Source organism: Paracoccus aurantiacus (assembly GCF_007993065.1).
In the GTDB taxonomy this organism is placed as follows: domain Bacteria; phylum Pseudomonadota; class Alphaproteobacteria; order Rhodobacterales; family Rhodobacteraceae; genus Paracoccus; species Paracoccus aurantiacus.
On sequence record NZ_VOPL01000004.1, the window covers coordinates 323688 to 340031 of the forward strand.

Annotated in this window: 17 protein-coding genes and 1 tRNA gene; 10 read left to right on the forward strand and 8 right to left on the reverse strand. The window is 62.9% G+C overall.

Annotation, left to right across the window (positions count from 1 at the left end; translation table 11 throughout):
* Positions 1-21 precede the first annotated feature (21 nt).
* On the forward strand, positions 22-720 hold the full coding sequence (locus tag FQV27_RS12185; protein WP_147098836.1) for a fumarylacetoacetate hydrolase family protein: 699 nt from the start codon (positions 22-24) through the stop codon (positions 718-720).
* An 18-nt stretch (positions 721-738) separates the two neighbouring features.
* Here the strand turns inward: FQV27_RS12185 and FQV27_RS12190 are convergent, their stop codons facing one another.
* The 3 genes from FQV27_RS12190 to FQV27_RS12200 form a co-directional block, all read right to left on the reverse strand.
* Positions 739-1140 (reverse strand): DUF1178 family protein, encoded by a 402-nt coding sequence (locus FQV27_RS12190; RefSeq protein ID WP_147098838.1) that lies wholly within the window; start codon positions 1138-1140, stop codon positions 739-741.
* Positions 1137-2369 carry a 3-deoxy-D-manno-octulosonic acid transferase gene (locus FQV27_RS12195; RefSeq protein WP_147098841.1) on the reverse strand — a complete coding sequence of 411 codons (1233 nt, stop codon included), beginning with the start codon at positions 2367-2369 and terminating at the stop codon, positions 1137-1139. Before FQV27_RS12195 ends, FQV27_RS12190 begins: the two co-directional genes overlap by 4 nt.
* 33 nt (positions 2370-2402) lie before the next feature.
* Positions 2403-2476 (reverse strand) — tRNA-Cys (locus FQV27_RS12200).
* Between the two features lie 139 nt (positions 2477-2615).
* Here FQV27_RS12200 and FQV27_RS12205 point away from each other — a divergent pair.
* From FQV27_RS12205 to FQV27_RS12215, 3 genes are read left to right on the forward strand one after another with little or no spacing between them, the layout of a single operon-like run.
* A complete protein-coding gene (locus tag FQV27_RS12205; protein ID WP_147099006.1) occupies positions 2616-3269 on the forward strand; it encodes a protein-L-isoaspartate O-methyltransferase family protein in 654 nt (217 codons plus the stop codon).
* A gap of 17 nt (positions 3270-3286) precedes the next feature.
* Complete coding sequence (locus FQV27_RS12210) at positions 3287-4663, forward strand: TolC family outer membrane protein (RefSeq protein WP_147098843.1); 1377 nt, start codon at positions 3287-3289, stop codon at positions 4661-4663.
* A 23-nt stretch (positions 4664-4686) separates the two neighbouring features.
* The gene (locus FQV27_RS12215) at positions 4687-5346 is read left to right on the forward strand and encodes a hypothetical protein (RefSeq protein WP_147098845.1); all 660 of its coding nucleotides are present in this window, start codon (positions 4687-4689) and stop codon (positions 5344-5346) included.
* An 85-nt stretch (positions 5347-5431) separates the two neighbouring features.
* Here the strand turns inward: FQV27_RS12215 and FQV27_RS12220 are convergent, their stop codons facing one another.
* The 3 genes from FQV27_RS12220 to surE form a co-directional block, all read right to left on the reverse strand.
* The gene (locus FQV27_RS12220) at positions 5432-6403 is read right to left on the reverse strand and encodes a M23 family metallopeptidase (protein WP_147098847.1); all 972 of its coding nucleotides are present in this window, start codon (positions 6401-6403) and stop codon (positions 5432-5434) included.
* Between the two features lie 67 nt (positions 6404-6470).
* Positions 6471-7136, reverse strand: coding sequence for a protein-L-isoaspartate(D-aspartate) O-methyltransferase (locus FQV27_RS12225; RefSeq protein ID WP_147098849.1), 666 nt, complete (start codon positions 7134-7136; stop codon positions 6471-6473).
* A complete protein-coding gene (gene surE / locus FQV27_RS12230; protein WP_147098851.1) occupies positions 7133-7924 on the reverse strand; it encodes a 5'/3'-nucleotidase SurE in 792 nt (263 codons plus the stop codon). The genes FQV27_RS12225 and surE overlap by 4 nt, the downstream gene beginning before the upstream one ends.
* Before the next feature lie 144 nt (positions 7925-8068).
* Here surE and FQV27_RS12235 point away from each other — a divergent pair, with 144 nt between their 5' ends.
* The 6 genes from FQV27_RS12235 (at position 8069) to FQV27_RS12260 (ending at position 14022) form a co-directional block, all read left to right on the forward strand.
* Positions 8069-8980 (forward strand): sulfite exporter TauE/SafE family protein, encoded by a 912-nt coding sequence (locus FQV27_RS12235; RefSeq protein ID WP_147098853.1) that lies wholly within the window; start codon positions 8069-8071, stop codon positions 8978-8980.
* Complete coding sequence (locus FQV27_RS12240; protein WP_342779887.1) at positions 8977-9894, forward strand: TIGR02186 family protein; 918 nt, start codon at positions 8977-8979, stop codon at positions 9892-9894. The genes FQV27_RS12235 and FQV27_RS12240 overlap by 4 nt, the downstream gene beginning before the upstream one ends.
* A gap of 41 nt (positions 9895-9935) precedes the next feature.
* Complete coding sequence (locus FQV27_RS12245; protein ID WP_147098855.1) at positions 9936-11675, forward strand: ABC transporter ATP-binding protein; 1740 nt, start codon at positions 9936-9938, stop codon at positions 11673-11675.
* A complete protein-coding gene (ygfZ, locus tag FQV27_RS12250; protein ID WP_147098856.1) occupies positions 11672-12400 on the forward strand; it encodes a CAF17-like 4Fe-4S cluster assembly/insertion protein YgfZ in 729 nt (242 codons plus the stop codon). The genes FQV27_RS12245 and ygfZ overlap by 4 nt, the downstream gene beginning before the upstream one ends.
* On the forward strand, positions 12397-13479 hold the full coding sequence (gene dinB, locus FQV27_RS12255) for a DNA polymerase IV (protein ID WP_147098858.1): 1083 nt from the start codon (positions 12397-12399) through the stop codon (positions 13477-13479). The genes ygfZ and dinB overlap by 4 nt, the downstream gene beginning before the upstream one ends.
* A 222-nt stretch (positions 13480-13701) precedes the next feature.
* On the forward strand, positions 13702-14022 hold the full coding sequence (locus tag FQV27_RS12260; RefSeq protein ID WP_090524829.1) for a DUF6280 family protein: 321 nt from the start codon (positions 13702-13704) through the stop codon (positions 14020-14022).
* Positions 14023-14095: 73 nt separating this feature from the next.
* On the opposite strand, the gene FQV27_RS12265 is transcribed toward FQV27_RS12260, so the two are convergent.
* Together FQV27_RS12265 and FQV27_RS12270 are read right to left on the reverse strand one after the other, a co-directional pair.
* Entirely contained in the window at positions 14096-15007 is a 912-nt protein-coding gene (locus FQV27_RS12265; protein WP_147098861.1) for a carbohydrate kinase family protein, read from the reverse strand.
* Positions 15008-15029: 22 nt separating this feature from the next.
* On the reverse strand, positions 15030-16310 hold the full coding sequence (locus FQV27_RS12270) for a TFIIB-type zinc ribbon-containing protein (RefSeq protein ID WP_246133088.1): 1281 nt from the start codon (positions 16308-16310) through the stop codon (positions 15030-15032).
* Positions 16311-16344 lie beyond the last annotated feature (34 nt).

The following is a 16344-nucleotide window of genomic DNA, read 5'->3' on the forward strand; positions in this document are numbered from 1 at the left end:
GCCAATCCAAGAGGAGCCGAGATGACCGAAAACCTGTATCCTTCCCCCGCCTGGCCGGCGCTTCCGGTCGTGGGCGAAGCGCGGCGCTATCCGATCCACCGCATCTTTTGCGTGGGCAAGAATTACGCCGCCCATGCCGCCGAAATGGGTGACGAGGTCAATCGCGAACAGCCGATCTTCTTCACGAAATCGGCGCTCGCGTTTCTGCCAAGCGGGATGGAAAGCAACTATCCGCCCGGCACCTCGAACTATCATTACGAGGTTGAATTCTGCGTGATGGTCGGAAAGCCGCTGTTCAAGGCCGATGAAGCCGAAGCTGCGACAGCAGTTTTCGGCTATGCGGTCGGTCTGGATATGACCCGCCGCGATCTTCAGAATTACGCCAAGGACAACAGGCTTCCCTGGGATATGGCCAAGGATGTCGAGGAATCGGCTGTGATCGGCCCGGTCACGCCCGCGGCCCAATTCGGCGCGCTGCGCGATCAGCGCATCCGCCTGCGTCTGGATGGCGATCTGCGACAGGACGGGCCGTTGTCGGATATGGTCTGGTCGGTGCCGGAGCTGCTGTCGCGGCTGTCGCACCTTTACCATCTCGCGCCCGGTGACGTCCTGATGACCGGCACACCGGCAGGTGTCGGCCCGGTTTCGCCGGGCAATCACCTTGTCGGCGATGTCGAGGGGCTGAGCCCGGTTTCACTGACCATCACCGAGCCGGACTGACGAAAACAGCGAGGCGGCCTAGTTCGCCTTCTGCTTCGGAATGAACGGCAGAGGCGCAATCGGAACCCCATCCTCGGCAAGCGCGCGCGCGTCCGCGATGCGCGCTTCGCCATAGATCGACCGGCTTTCGCTGCGTCCTTCATGCATGGCGCGCGCTTCATCGGCGAAGCGCAGGCCGACATAGTCAGAATTTGCCTCGACCTCTGCGCGCAGCTTTTCGATATCGGTTTTTTCGTTTCCGGTCAGCCGGTTGGACTTCGCGGGAACGCCCGGAGCCATGAGCACACGATCGACTTCACCCGTGCCGCAAACCGCGCATTGCAGATGGCCGCCATCGCGCTGTGCCTCGAAAGCCGAGGATGAGGCGAACCAGCCATCAAACTGGTGCCCGTCATTGCATCTGAGGTCGTAGTGGATCACGAAGCGGTTCCTTTCTCCGCATCAATATCGGCATGCTTGCCAGCTATCGCAATGCCGGCGGCCATCAGGATCGCGTCAACCAGCGGCGCGGCATCGCCTGCGCGCGTCTTCAGAAGCCGCTCGGCCGCCTGACCCATCTGCCGGGCAAGCGCCGGCGAGGCGGCCAGCCGGGCAAGTGTCGCGCCGGAATCAACCGCGAGCGTTTCGGCCCCACCGACGGCATGGAGAAGGGCGTAATCCTCGGCAAAATTGGCGACATGCGGGCCATGCAGGATCGCGCATCGATGGGCGGCGGGCTCCCACGGGGTATGACCGCCCTTCGCCACCAGAGATCCGCCGGTGATACAAATAGACGCCGCATCGTACCAGCGCCCCATCTCTCCCAGCGTATCGGCAAGCAGGATCGGTGCGGTTTCGTCTGCGCCTGCCGACCGGCGCGCCGGGACCAGCCCGCGTGCGGACATGAGCCCGGCCACATCATCTGCGCGAACCGGATGGCGCGGCGCGAGGATCAGGCGCAGCCCGCCAACCTGACGCCGTGCGGCCATGAAAGCATCAAGGATCAGACTGTCCTCTCCGTCATGGGTCGAGGCCGCAAGGATCGTCCGGTCGCGTGTCTCGGGCTGGGGACCGGGGGTCGTCTGCGCGGGCGTCAGAAGCTTCAGCTGCATGCGCGGCAGCAGCGCGTCGGCAGGCAGTCCGAGACGCGCCAGACGTTCCTCACTGCCGAGATCCTGCGCCGACAGCCCGTCGATGCGCCCAAGCATCGGGCCGATCAGCCAGGGCAGCTTGTCCCACCGCCGCGCGGACCGTTCAGACATGCGCGCCCCGATCACCATTTGCCGGATGCCGGTCGCCGCAAGTGCTGCCGAACGGTTCGGCCAAAGTTCGTTTTCCAGCGTCACCGCGACTTTCGGCTGAAAGCGCGCGATGAATCGCTTCAGTGCCTGCGGCGTGTCCAGCGGTGCAAGCCGCGCCTGCATTCCCCAGCTTTGCGCAAGCGCGCGTCCTGTTGTCGTGTTCGTCGTCAGGATCAGGGAACAGCGCTCCGAAAGTGCCTCGATGACGGGTCGGGCGGACATCAGCTCGCCGACACTTGCGCCGTGCAGCCAGATCAGCGCCGCGCAGGACGGCGCGGGCGCATCGACGACCAGCCTCTCGGCCAGATCGCCCGAAGCAAAGGGCCGCAACATGCTGTCGGCCAGCCAGGATGCGCCGCGATAGATCAACAGCGTCCGTCCGTTTCGGGGCAGGGGCAGGCTTGGAGGTGGGTACCGGAATCGAACCGGTCTTCACGGATTTGCAATCCGGTGCGTAACCTCTCCGCCAACCCACCGCCGGTTAGAGGTCCGCATGGGATAGTCTAAGCCTTGGCGCCTTGCAAGCGCGAACCGTCGGATTGCATGTGCATTCGGTGCGTTGCTCCTTTGACGCTTTCATGCCAAGAAAGGATGACACAGATCAAAGGCTTTCCCATGGTCGATTTCACGCAAGCGCGAACCATGATGGTGGACACCCAGGTCCGCCCAAACGATGTGACGAAATACCCGGTGATCGAGGCGATGCTGAGCGTCCCGCGCGAAGCGTTCGTCCCGGATGCGCGCCGTTCCGTCGCCTATGTCGGCGAGAATGTGCCGCTGAGCGAGGATCGCTGGCTGCTGGAGCCGCGCAGCTTCGGCAAGATGCTGGACGGTCTGAATATTCAGCCGGACGAACTGGTTCTGAACATCGGGGCAGGGCTGGGCTATGACGCCGCGGTGACCGCCTGTCTCGCCGAGGCGGTCGTGGCGCTGGAATCGCATACCGAAATGGCGCGGCACGCAGAAACGACGCTGGCCGAGCAGGGGATCGACAATGTCGCGGTCGTCACGGGCGGGCTGACCGAAGGTTATCCGGGACAGGCACCCTATGACGTGATACTGATTTCCGGCGGGATCGAGCAATTGCCGAACGCGATCGCCGATCAACTGAAGGAAGGCGGCCGCGTCGGCGCGATCTTCATGGAAGGCGGTCTTGGCGTCGCGCGGATCGGCTACAAGATCGACGGGCAGATCAATTGGCGGTTCGCATTCAATGCCGCAGTTCCCGTGTTGCCCGGCTTTACCAGGTCCGCTGAGTTCGTTTTTTGAGAGAGAGAGGCGCCACGATGACTGGATTCGCCAAATCATATCGGGCGCTGATGCGTCGTTCGGTGCTGGCCATCGCGCTTGGCACTGCCGCCCTTCCGGCCGCTGCCGAAACGCTTGGCGATACGCTGGTCGCCGCCTACCGCAACTCTCACCTGCTTGAGCAGGAGCGGGCGGTTCTGCGCGCGGCGGACGAGGATGTGGCAAGCGCGATGGCCGCGCTGAGGCCGGTTCTTGAATGGACACTCAACCACAATTTTGTCGAAAGCGAAGGTTTCGAATCGACGACGACGACGACGGCCCTGACCGCGTCTATGACGCTTTACGATTTCGGGCGTTCGCGCGCGTCGATTGACGCTGCGAAAGAAACCGTTCTCGCCACGCGCTATGCCCTGCTCGGTGTCGAACAGGACGTGCTTCTGACGGCGGTGCAGGCCTTCATGGAAGTGCGCGAAGCGGCCGAGCAGGTGGAACTGCAACAGAACTCGGTTCGGGTGCTGGGCCAGGAATTGCAGGCGGCGCAGGATCGCTTTGAAGTGGGCGAAATCACCGTGACTGATGTTGCGCAGGCGAATGCGCAGCTTGCCGCTTCGCGTGCCTCGCTATCCTCCGCCGAAGGCGATCTGCAGGTCGCGTATGAGGATTACGCCGCTGCGACCGGTGCCAAGCCAAAGGGTCTGAACGCGCCACCGCCCCTGCCGAAGCGCCCCGCGTCGCTGGCGGCAGCACAGGCGAGTGCGCAGAAGAATCATCCCTCGATCCTTCAGGCGAGCCGACTTGTTGCTGCTGCGGAACTGGGCGTCGCCGCCGCCGAGGCAGAGCGAAATCCGACGATTACCGGTTCGGTGTCGGCGCAGGCAGACAAGGACGGTGGATCGCAGGCGGGCCTCGGGTTGTCGTTGTCACAGACGCTCTATTCCGGCGGACGGCTTTCTGCGACGCATCGCAAGTCGATGGCGCAGCGCGACGAGGCGCGCTCGTCCCTGCTGAATGTGTCGCGTCAGGTCAATCAGGCGGTTGGCATTGCCTGGGCGAATATCGACGTTGCGCAGGCGCAGATCGGCGCGATCAATCAGCAGATCTCGGCGGCCCAGCAGGCATATGACGGTGTGCGCGAGGAAGCGACGCTTGGCGCGCGCACCACGCTCGACGTGCTTGACGCCGAACAATCGCTGCTGGAGGCGCGGGTCGACAGAATTACTGCAGAGGCAACTCTGCAGTTAGCACATTATCAACTATTGGCTGCTATGGGTTTGTTGACGGTGAAAGACCTGAAACTGGGAATACCCACATATGATCCATCAGCCTACTATAATGCAGTGCGCGATGCGCCCTATACCAGCCGGCAGGGCGAAAGCCTTGACCGTGTCATGCGGGCGCTCGGCAAAAGCAACTAAGCTTCTGAACATCGGGGGCGGCCATGTCTGAACTGGCCGCCCAGGCAATTCCTCCCCAAATCGGCGACGTGCTGGAATCAATCCGACGCCTGATTTCTCAGGACGGCGCAGTACCTGATTTCGCGACGCCCATCCGGCGCACAGACGCATCGGGTAAGGACCGCAGCGCGTTGATGCTGGGTCCGCAGGCCGAAAAGCTTCGAACAGTGATAGAGCGGGAACTTGAAGGCGTGGCATTTGCCGATGACCGCCTGATCCTGCGCCGTGCCGACATGCAGCATGACGGCGACGATTCTGTTGCGGCGAGCAGCGACAGCAACCATGCAGATCCGCAGCTGCCCGACGAAGCGGCGCTGCCAGACAGTCACGCCTGTCGCCAGACCGACACGACACCAATCCCCCACAGTCAGGAGAATGACATGATGCTCGCAGAAGTTTCCCGCACGACGCCACATCTCGATGCCGCAATCGCGCGGGTCGAGGGGTTCGATCTGTTCGCCGCCGAAGGCCCTGAAGAGGAAGAGGATCAGATGGCAGGCGGGAACGCGCTGCGCAACCTTGTCCGCGACGTGATCCGCCAGGAGCTTCAGGGCGAGATGGGTGATCGGATCAGCCGCAACCTGCGCCGTGCCATCCGCCAGGAAGTTACGGCAGCCATTTCGGCCGGGCTGAAAGGCGCCTGAGCGTCATTGAGACACAGCCACCCCGGCATGACCGCAATGCGGAAACTGCCGGGGTCGCAATCAGATTTCGCGTGCTGATGCGGCCCTACAAGTAGCCTTCAGGGTTGACTGCTTCGAAACCTTTGCGCACCTCGAAATGAATTGCGCCCGAATTGCCGGCGGTGCCGATTTTCTGCCCGGCCGACACCTGATCGCCTTTCTGGACCGACAGGTTTGCCATGCCCGCATAAACCGTCATCAGATCCCCGTCATGGCGGATCACGACGATGGGGACACCATCGGTGTCGCGGGTAACTGCCGCGACACGCCCGCTGCCCGCCGCAGCGACAGTGCTGCCGGACGCTGCGGCGATGTCGATACCGTCATTGCTGCCCTTGCGGAATGTCCGCGTGATCGACCCGGCGACCGGCATCGTGAACTTGCCGCTGCCAGAAGCCGAGGTGCGCGTCGATCCAAGATCGGGCGTCGCGGGCTTGGCGACAGGGGTACTGCTTGGTGCGGTCTTTTCGTCTGGCAGCGGCTTCGCGGCCGATGGTGGCATCGGTGTCGGCGTGCCTTGACCCGGCGCGGAAGCATCGTTGCTGGCGGTGACGACGCGCGCTGGTATCTTCAGTGTCTGTCCGATGCGGATGGGCATTGCTGCATCAAGACCGTTTGCCGCCGCGAGCTCTTGCGCTGATACCCCGTATTTGCGCGCGATGGACCAACCTGTCTCGCCACTTTCGACTTTGTGAGTCGTCGCCGATACGGTTTTCTGCGTGGTGCTGGCGGTGGATTGGCTTGCCGCTGCGTTACCGGAGCCGGGCACGTCAGGCGCGGCGACACCTTGCCCCGCGAACGGGTCGGTTACGGTTCCACCCGTCGCCGCCGTGGTGCCGCCGGTTGCGGCACCAGGCATGCGCGGCATGCTCGTCGCGGTCGATGCCTGTGGCATCCGCGTCGCGATGCCGCCGCCGATTGATGCGATGTCCTGCTGGACGACCGGGAAATTCTGGCAGCCGGCCAGAACTGCGGTCATCGACAGCATTGCCATGCTTCCAAGGATATTCCTGCTCATCGCCTTTGCCCCGTCCTTTGCGACTGCCTGCGACCGTCTCTACGCATCCGGCCTGTCACAAGCGGGTTCAACCGGAACCCAACCCCTCAACAAGCGGCACAAAGCGAACCTGACGCAGTTCGTGATATTCAAAGCCTGTTTCTGTCCGGTTGACCCGGATCAATGTCTGCACTGCGTCGGACTGGCCGACCGGCACAACCATGATACCGCCGATTTTCAACTGCGCCAATAGCGGGCCGGGCGGATCTTCGGCCGCGGCGGTGACGATTATGCGATCAAAGGGTGCCTGCTCGGGCAGGCCGTAGCTGCCATCGGCAAGCCGCACGGTGATATTGGACAGGCGCAAACGCTCAAAAAGTGTTTCCGCTTCGGTCACGAGACGGCGGTGCCGTTCGACGGTATAGACGCGCCGGCACAAACCCGAAAGCACCGCCGCCTGATAGCCCGATCCGGTCCCGATCTCCAGCACCGTATCGCGCGGCGCGGGGTTCAGCGCCTGTGTCATCAATCCCACGACCGACGGCTGGCTGATTGTCTGTCCGCACTGAATGGGCAGGGGCGTGTCGTCATAGGCGCGGTCTTCAAAATGGCCGCGCACGAATTCGCCCCGGTCGATCCGTTCCATCGCGGCGAGGACGCGGGGATCGGTCACCCCGTGCGACCGAAGCTGAAACAGAAAACGCATCTTGCGCTCTGCCAGATCCTCGGCACCGTCTTCATTCTCATCGCTCATCCGTCAAGCGCCTTCTGCAGCGAACCAAGCGAAGCGTGGCAGGTCATATCAGCGCGCATCGGTGTCACCGTGACATGACCTTCGAGGTTGAGCGCGACATCGCTGCCGGGTGTTGCCGGGCGGTCCTGCGGTGTGCCTCTGACCCATAGATAGCGCCGGCCGTTCGGCGCGACGAACGGCTCGACCCCGAAGCCGGGACCGCTGCGGCGACCCTGCGCCGCGACACGCAGGCCCTTGACCTCTGCTGCCGGAACGGGTGGAAAGTTGACGTTATAGAACAGCCGGAAATCCGCATCCGAGGTCCAGTCGGCGTGATCGAGCAGCCGCCTGACGATCGCGGCACCGTGCCGGCGCGCGGGTTCAAAGGGATCGGCCATATCACGCATCGCCGGGCCGAAATATTGCGACAGCGCAACGGCGGGAAGACCCTGCAATGCGGCCTCCATCGCGCCGCCGACGGTGCCGGAATAGACGGTATTTTCACCGGAATTGTTTCCTGCATTCACGCCCGACAAGACCAGATCGGGCGGTGCGTCCTTCATGACATCGTAAACGGCCGCCAATACGCAATCGGCGGGGCTGCCCTCGGCGGCGAAGCGGCGCTCGTCAAGTCGCGCGACCATCGTCGGATGCGCGTATGAGATGCAATGCGCGACGCCCGACTGCTCGAACGCGGGGGCGACCACCCAGACCTCGCCACCCGGACCGGCAAGTTCTGCCGCGATCTCCTGTGCGACAACCAGCCCCGGTGCATTGATGCCGTCGTCATTGGTGATCAGAATCCGCATGTCATCCCTTTGGCGCCGCTATGTCGTCAGTCCATGATTATCGCCCGCCGAGTCACGCGGCAACCCGCACATTTCTGCCAGAGCGCCTTTGACGACGGGCCCAGGAATTGGCTAGATGAGGTCAACACCCTACAGGCACCGCGCATGCAGATCTATCTTCCCATTGCCGAGGTGGCGGTGAATGCCTTCACCCTGATCGGACTTGGCGGAATCGTCGGGCTGATGAGCGGGATGTTTGGTGTCGGCGGCGGCTTCCTGATAACGCCCCTGCTGTTCTTCATCGGAATTCCCCCGGCGATTGCGGTTGCCACCGGCGCAAATCAGGTCGTGGCGTCATCGGTGTCTGGCGTGCTTGGACATGTGAAGCGCCGGTCGGTCGATTTCCGTATGGGGACGATCCTGCTGATCGGCGGTCTGGTCGGTTCCGCCTTCGGGGTGCTGCTGTTCAACCTGTTGCGGCGGGTCGGGCAGGTCGATCTTGTCGTGCAGATCAGCTATGTCGTGATGCTTGGAATTGTCGGCTCGATGATGCTTGCCGAAAGCCTGCGCGCGCTGCGCCGGACGCGGTCGGGAAAACGTTCGGTCCGGCGGCATCATGGCTGGATCCACGCGTTACCCTTCAAGATGAAGTTCCGCACCTCGGGCCTTTATCTCAGCGTGATCCCGCCGCTGGCGGTGGGGATGGTTGTGGGCATCCTCTCGGCGATGATGGGGGTTGGCGGCGGCTTCATCATGGTGCCGGCGATGATCTATCTGCTTGGCATGCCGACAAAGGTGGTGATCGGGACCTCGCTGTTTCAGATCACGTTCGTGACCGCCTTCACCACGCTGATGCATGCGGTCAGCTACAACACCGTCGATGTCATGCTGGCAGTCCTGCTGATCGTTGGCGGCGTGACCGGCGCACAGATCGGCGCTAATCTGGGCGCAAGGTTGCGTGCGGAACAGCTGCGTATTCTGCTGGCCCTTGTGGTGCTGGCGGTCTGCCTGAAGCTGGCGATGGACCTGGTCCTGCGGCCGGACAACCTTTATTCGCTGACGCCGGGCATCATATGAGCGATGCCTCTCCTTCCCGAATGACGCGGCTGGCGTTTCTTCTTCTGGCCGCCGGTCTGGTCTGCGGTCCTGGCTGGGCGCAGGTCGAGACGCGCGGAAACGGCACCGAGGCGAGCCCGGTTGTCGAGGATGTGCCCCCGATCATGTCCTTTCCGTCGCCGCAGGCCGATCGCGGCATGCCGGGCGCGCCCGCACCGGAAGCGCCCGAGCAGGTGGTCGCGGGCATGTCCTCGGACGCGGTGTCGATCACGACGAATTTCGACGGATCGGAGATCCTGCTGTTCGGCGCTGTCAAGCGACAGGCGCCGGTGCCGTCGGGAAGCCTATTGCAGGTGATCGCGACCGTCGAAGGGCCGTCGCGCAGCGTCACGATTCGCCGCAAATCGCGTCGTTTCGGTATCTGGGTGAATACCGAAAGTGTCGTCGTGGGTGCGGCACCCAGCTTTTATGCCGTCGCCACGACCGCGCCGCTGCGGCTGATCCTTGATGCGGACGAGGATGCGATCTATCGCATATCCATCCCGACGGCGATGCGGGCCTTTGCGCGGCCGGTGAATGTCGATGATCCGGTCGATTTCACCGAGGCGATGATTGCGATGCGCATTGCCGAAGGGGCTTACCGGCTGGATGACGGCGCGGTCAAGCTGGTCGATGACACGCTGTTTCGCGCAAATATCCGGCTGCCGGCGAATCTCGTCGAAGGCACTTACAAGACGCGCATCTTCCTGCTTCGGCAGGGCAGGGTGATCGACAGCTATTCCGCCCCGCTGGAGGTGCGCAAGGTCGGCCTTGAGCGCTGGCTTTATCATCTCGCTTTCGCGCAGCCGCTGCTTTACGGGCTGATGTCGCTGCTGATCGCGGCGCTTGCAGGTTGGGGTGCTTCCGCTGCGTTCCGTGCCTTCCAGCGCGATTAGCACGGCTTGCGGGCGGTACGCGGAGCGGGCTAGATCAGGGCATGGCAAAGTCGAGCAATACCAACCTCTTTGCGCGGATCTGGAAGGACTATCTGCAGGGCTACTGGCGGCGGATGGGGGTCGCGCTGTTTTTCATGATAATCGAGGGCTCGACCCTTGCTGTCCTCAGCTGGATGCTGAAGCCGCTATTCGACCGTGTTTTTGTCGGCGGCGACAGCAAGGCGATGTGGTGGGTCGGCGGCATGATCTTCGCGCTGTTCCTGACGCGCGCGATCACATCGGTCATTAACCGCAGCATGCTGGTTTCGATCCAGCAGGCCGTCGGCACGAGGATGCAGGTCGATCTTCTGTCGCATATCATGCGGCTCGACATGAACTTCTTTCAGCAGAACCCGCCGGGCGCGCTGATCGAGCGGATTCAGGGCGACACGAAGGCTGTGCAAGGGATCTGGCAAACGTTCATTACGGGCGCCGGACGCGACATCGTGTCATTGATCGGTCTGTTCTATGTGACATTGCGGATCGACGCGGAATGGACGCTGGCGGCGCTTGTCGGGGCACCGCTTCTGATCCTGCCGACAATCTGGGTGCAGCGCTATGTTCGCCGCAAAACCCGCGGGTCGCGGCAGAATGCATCCGACCGGGCGAACCGGATCGACGAGGTGCTGCACGGGATCGGCACTGTGCGACTGAACCGGATCGAGGATCGCCAGACTGCCCGCTTCTCGGCCATCGTAGACCGTATCCGGAGGCTGGAGGTCAAGATCGCTGCGACCGGGGCAGTTGTTCCGGCGCTGATCGACGTGGTGACGGGGATCGGTTTCGTGGGCGTGCTGGCGCTTGGCGGGTCCGAGGTGACAAGCGGCGAGCGTACGGTCGGGGATTTCATGGCGTTCTTCGCGGCGCTTTCGCTGGCCTTCCAGCCGCTGCGTCGTCTGGGCGGGTTGGCCGGGTCATGGCAGATCGCAGCCGCCAGTCTGGAACGTATCTATCAGGTGTTCGACACGAAGCCCTCGGTCACATCCGGCCCGCGGATCGAGCCGCCACCGACGACGCGCATTGCGTTTGACGACGTCTATCTGAGCTATGGCGATACACAGGTATTGCGCGGGCTCAGCTTCGTGGCGGAGCCCGGTCAGACAACCGCGCTTGTGGGACCGTCGGGCGCGGGAAAGACCACGGTTTTCAACCTGCTGACGCGCATGATCGACCCCGAAGCAGGTGCGATCACCCTTGGCGGGATCGCGCTTCGGGAATACGATCTTGCCACCCTGCGCGACGAATTTTCGGTCGTGTCACAGGACCCCGCGTTGTTTGACGAGACGTTGCTTGAGAATATCACGCTCGGCCACGACGCAACTGATGATGACCTTGATCGCGCGACCAAAGCCGCGCATGTCGCCGAATTCGCGAATGCGCTTCCGCTTGGGCTGGAAAGCCGTGTCGGACCGCGCGGATCGGCACTGTCGGGCGGGCAGCGCCAGCGGGTCGCGATCGCGCGGGCGGTGCTGCGCAATGCGCCGATCCTGCTTCTGGACGAGGCAACGTCTGCCTTGGATGCGGCGTCCGAACGCATGGTGCAGGAGGCTCTCGATCAGTTGTCGCACGACCGGACGACCTTGGTCATCGCGCACCGGCTCTCGACCATCCGCAATGCCGACAAGATCATCGTGCTGGAGGCAGGGCGGGTTGTCGAACAGGGCGATCATGACCAACTTATGGCGCAGGGCGGTGCCTATGCCGCGCTTGTCCGTTTGCAGTTCGGGGATATGACCGTATGACCAAGCGTCGCCTTTTACGCGTGACCGGCCCGGATCGTGTGGATTTCCTGCAGGGTGTGGTGACCAATGACGTGCGCCGTGCGCCGGTCTATGCCGCGCTGCTGACCCCTCAGGGCAAATATCTGGCCGATTTCTTCATAATCCCGGACGGTGAGGATGCGCTGCTGCTGGACGTATCGGCGGATCAGTCGGACGACCTTCAGCGCCGTCTGAGCATGTACAAGCTGCGCGCCAAGGTCGAGATCGCGGCTGACGGGCGCGGGGTAACGCGCGGCACGGGGCCCGCGCCGGATGGCGCTATTTCCGATCCTCGGGGCCCTGCGCTTGGCTGGCGCGGCTACGGGGTCGGCCACGATGATGGCAGCGACTGGGATGCGATCCGGGTCGAGAACCTGGTCCCCGAGGCTGGAATCGAACTGGTCCCGAATGACAGCTTCATCCTTGAAATGGGGTTCGAGCGTCTGCACGGCGTCGATTTCCGCAAGGGGTGCTATGTCGGGCAAGAGGTGACAGCCCGGATGAAACACAAAACCGAGCTGCGCAAGGGCCTCGCCCGTGTCGTCATCGACGGCGAGGTCGCACCCGGTACCGCAATATTGCTGCCCGACGGACGAGAGGCGGGCACGATCCACACGCAGTCCGGCGGGCGCGCGATCGCCTATCTTCGCTTCGATCGTATCGGGCCGGGCATGACTGCCGGGGGCGTGCCGGTCGCGGCTGAATGAGCGCGGGCGAGGAACCTCGCCGCATCGTCCATATCGACATGGACGCCTTCTATGCCTCGGTCGAACAGCGTGACAATCCCGACCTGCGCGGCAAGCCGGTGGCGGTCGGGGGCGCCAGCAAACGCGGCGTGGTCGCAGCCGCCAGCTATGAGGCGCGGCGCTTTGGCGTGCGCTCGGCGATGCCTTCCGTCACAGCGTCGCGGCGCTGCCCGGACCTGATCTTCGTGAAGCCGAGATTTGACGTCTACCGCGCGGTCAGCGCCCAGATACGAGAGATTTTTGCGCGCTATACGCCATTGATCGAACCTCTTTCACTGGACGAGGCCTATCTGGATCTGACCGGCCGGTTGCGCGCGGGCATGACGGCCACGGCGACCGCCGCCGAGATTCGTGCCGCAATCCTTGCCGAAACGGGCCTCACGGCCAGTGCCGGCATCAGCTATTGCAAGTTCCTTGCCAAGGTAGCCTCGGATCAGAGGAAACCGAATGGCCAGTTCGTCATCCCGCCCGAACAAGGGGCGGTTTTCATCGCAAGCCTGCCGGTCGGCAGGTTCCACGGCGTCGGGCCAGCGACCGCCGCCAAGATGAAGCGCCTCGGGATCGAGACGGGCGCCGATCTGCGCGCGCAGAGCCTGGAATTTCTTCAGGCACGTTTCGGCAAATCTGGCCGCTGGTATCACGATATTTCGCGCGGGATCGACCGGCGCGAGGTTCGTGCAGACCGCATCCGCAAATCCATCGGTGCGGAAAACACTTACTTTGACGACCTTCACGACCTGTCCGCAGGGCAGGAGGCGCTTGCCCCGCTGGCCGCGAAGGTCTGGCGCCATGCAGAGCGCGCCGCGGCGCGGGGCCGGACAGTGACCCTGAAGGTGAAGTATACGGATTTTCACCAGATCACACGCGCCCATTCCCTGCACCGCCCGGTCATGAACGAGGCAGAACTGCTTGAAATCGGGCAGGCCCTGCTTGCTGGTGTGATGCCTGATCCGCGCGGTGTGCGCCTTTTGGGCATCACACTGTCAGGATTCGGGCAAAAAGATAATATGTTCGAGGGACAGCTTGATTTATTTGAATGAATTATCACATGGTTTGCAACCGGCAGTGCTCTGCGGCGTTTAAACTGCATGGATTCGAGAGTTCTGGTGTCTAGCTATGCGTTTGTTGCATGGCTGTAATGAGGTTAGCGCTATACCGAATCAGGTATGCGATGCGTTAGACAGTTCCACCACCCAGAATCAAGTCCGGGATAACTAGCGCCCCAATCGGGCGATGATACATTTTTGGTCAGGACGGTAAAGATGCGTGATTTCGTAGATGGATCTGCATTCAACTTTGAACAAGGTCAGCGCGCCCGCAAGTTGTTTGCGGCCGTGGTTCTTGCTGCACTTGATGATGCCATTGCTGACGACAAGAAATACGGCAACGGGCCGGAACAGATCGCCCGCTGGGCACGCTCGCGCGATGGGCGCGAGGTGCTGTCCTGCGCCGGCATTGACCCGAACGAGCGTGTCGTGAAGGGACTGATGGAATTCGTCTCCAAAGGGGTGCGGACCTCTGTCGCGCTGTCCCGCGAGGAAAGCGAGCGTCGTCAGGCTGCCGAGGATGCGGAAGCGGCATAGGCCGCAAATCTCCTCGACGGAACAGCAAAGCGCCGCCTTTCAGGGCGGCGCTTTTGTTTCATGCGTATGCTTTTCAGTCCAGCTCACGACGCCAGGGCGGGTTCGCGCCGGGGCGCGATACCGTGATGGCTGCTGCGCGCGCCGCAAGTTCCAGCGCCGCGCGGATATACTCCTCGGTGATCGCGTCAAGCCCGTCCTTGCTGAGCGAGCCGGTTTCCGCAAGCGAGGTCAGGATGCCAGCATTGAAGGTGTCGCCGGCGCCGATCGTGTCAGCGACCTCGACCTTGCGCGCCGGGTGATTGAAGCTTCCCGAGGCGTGGATCGCGGTCGATCCGTCCGAACCATGGGTGCGCAGGATAAGCTTCGGGCCAAGATCCAGAAGCCGCGCCGCGGTATCTCCCGGTGCGGCGTCGGGAAACAGCCACGCTGCATCCTCATCCGAAATCTTCACGATATCGGCGATATGAAGCAAACGACTGTAGCGTTCGCGTATGGCGCGCTCATCATTCACAAGTCCCGGACGGATGTTCAGATCGACCGACACGACCTTGCCGGATTCCGATGCGCGATGCGCGATTTCCTCGACCGCGCCGCCGCACGGGTCCTGAATAAGGCTGATGCCGCCGATGAACAGCGCACCAAGCTCTTCCGGCAAGGCGGGCAGGGCCGCGGATTCAAACATGCGCCCGGCAGTGCCATCGTCATAGAAGCTGTAGGTTGCATTGCCATTGTTCAGGAAAACCAATGCCAGTGTCGTGGGCCTGTGGCTGGACGGGCTAAGCGACAGGTCGACGCCCGCCTCCTCCAGCGGGCCGCGCAGCATGTCGCCGAACGCGTCCTGCGACAGCGGCCAGAGATAGGATGTTTGGGCACCGAGACGGCCAAGCGCAATAGCGGTATTGTAGACCGAGCCACCCGGCAGGGGACGATACATGCCGTTTTCGGGCACCATGTCGATCAGCGATTCACCGCAGCACAGAATCATGGACGTCTCTCCCCCAAAATCGTCAGTAACCTTGGATAATATAGTCCGGGGTCGAGGGAAAGCTGCCTGATCCTGACGGCGAGGCGTTGAATTCCACATAGCCGGACTGCTGGGCAAAGAACAGGAACAGCGCCAGCAGGATTGCCGCCAGGATCGCGGCGACGGCAATTTTCCAGATCGACCAGGGGCGCTCGCCCTGAACGCGGCCCGACTGGCCGTTGACGACGAAACGATATGATTTTCCGTTGTATTTGTAAGCTGCTGACCAGACAGGAAGCAGGACATGCTTGAACGTCTCGGACGCATAGGCGGTTTCGGCGCGTTCGATACGCTGCTCGTCGCCGCCGATGTCGCGGCGAACGTCCATCATGATGACGCCCGCCATCTCCTGCTGGGCGATGTCGTGGCCCGAGGCGAGCGGAATGGTATAGCCCTCTGCCTCGAACCCGGCCAGGTATTGCGGGTCATAGGGGCGAAGATGTGACAGATCCCACGGCGTCAGCGCATCCGTGAAACGCCGGGGCAGGGCCGATGAGGCAAGCACCAAAACATCGTTGAACGCACGTCCGACGCGACCGCGCGCGCTGCTCCATCGCGTTTTGCGCACGCGTTGGGGAACGCGCCTGCGCTCTCCATTGACGATCTGGGTGACGTAATGCGTCTCGTAATACCAGTCGCCACGCTGACCGGAATATTGGGTCGCGGTATCCGCATCGAAGGTCCAGAACGGTGAATAGACGCCGGTCATTCGCCGGCCCTTGCGCGCATAGGCGACCAGACCCGACGGGGCAAACCAAAGCCGGCCCAGCCAGTCTTCAAGCGCCGCGCGCGCCTGGTCTTCTGTCACGACGAAGGGAACGACGCCCTGCGGCTTGATCTGTCGGGTTGAGCCGGTATCGGTGACAACCGCAGTGGCGCAAAAGGGACAGGTGGCGGCGTGGCCGTCGCCCGAGAGCTCGAACTTCGCGCCGCAATTCGGACAGGAAATGGTGCGAAGTTCCACTGCCAGATCGCTGCCTGCATCCATCCGCAGCCCTCGTTCGAGCGGGATCTCGGACAGATCAGGGGATTTGTGGCTGGCATCCCATTGCAGGGCGCGCCCTGTGCCCGGCTCTTCCAGCAGCACCCGGTCGCCGTCTGCCCCCTCGCGCGCGGACCGTGCGGGTGCGCGCGCCGCACCGGGGCTGATTTTCTGAACATGGCCGCAATAGGGGCAGGTCAGCGATTGCTCGCCGGGCGAGAATGTCAGGCTCGCCCCGCAATTTTCACAAGGGTAGCGGAATTCGCTGGGAGGGGTCGGCATGAATCGCGGCTTTCAGGGGACGCGGTGAACGGGC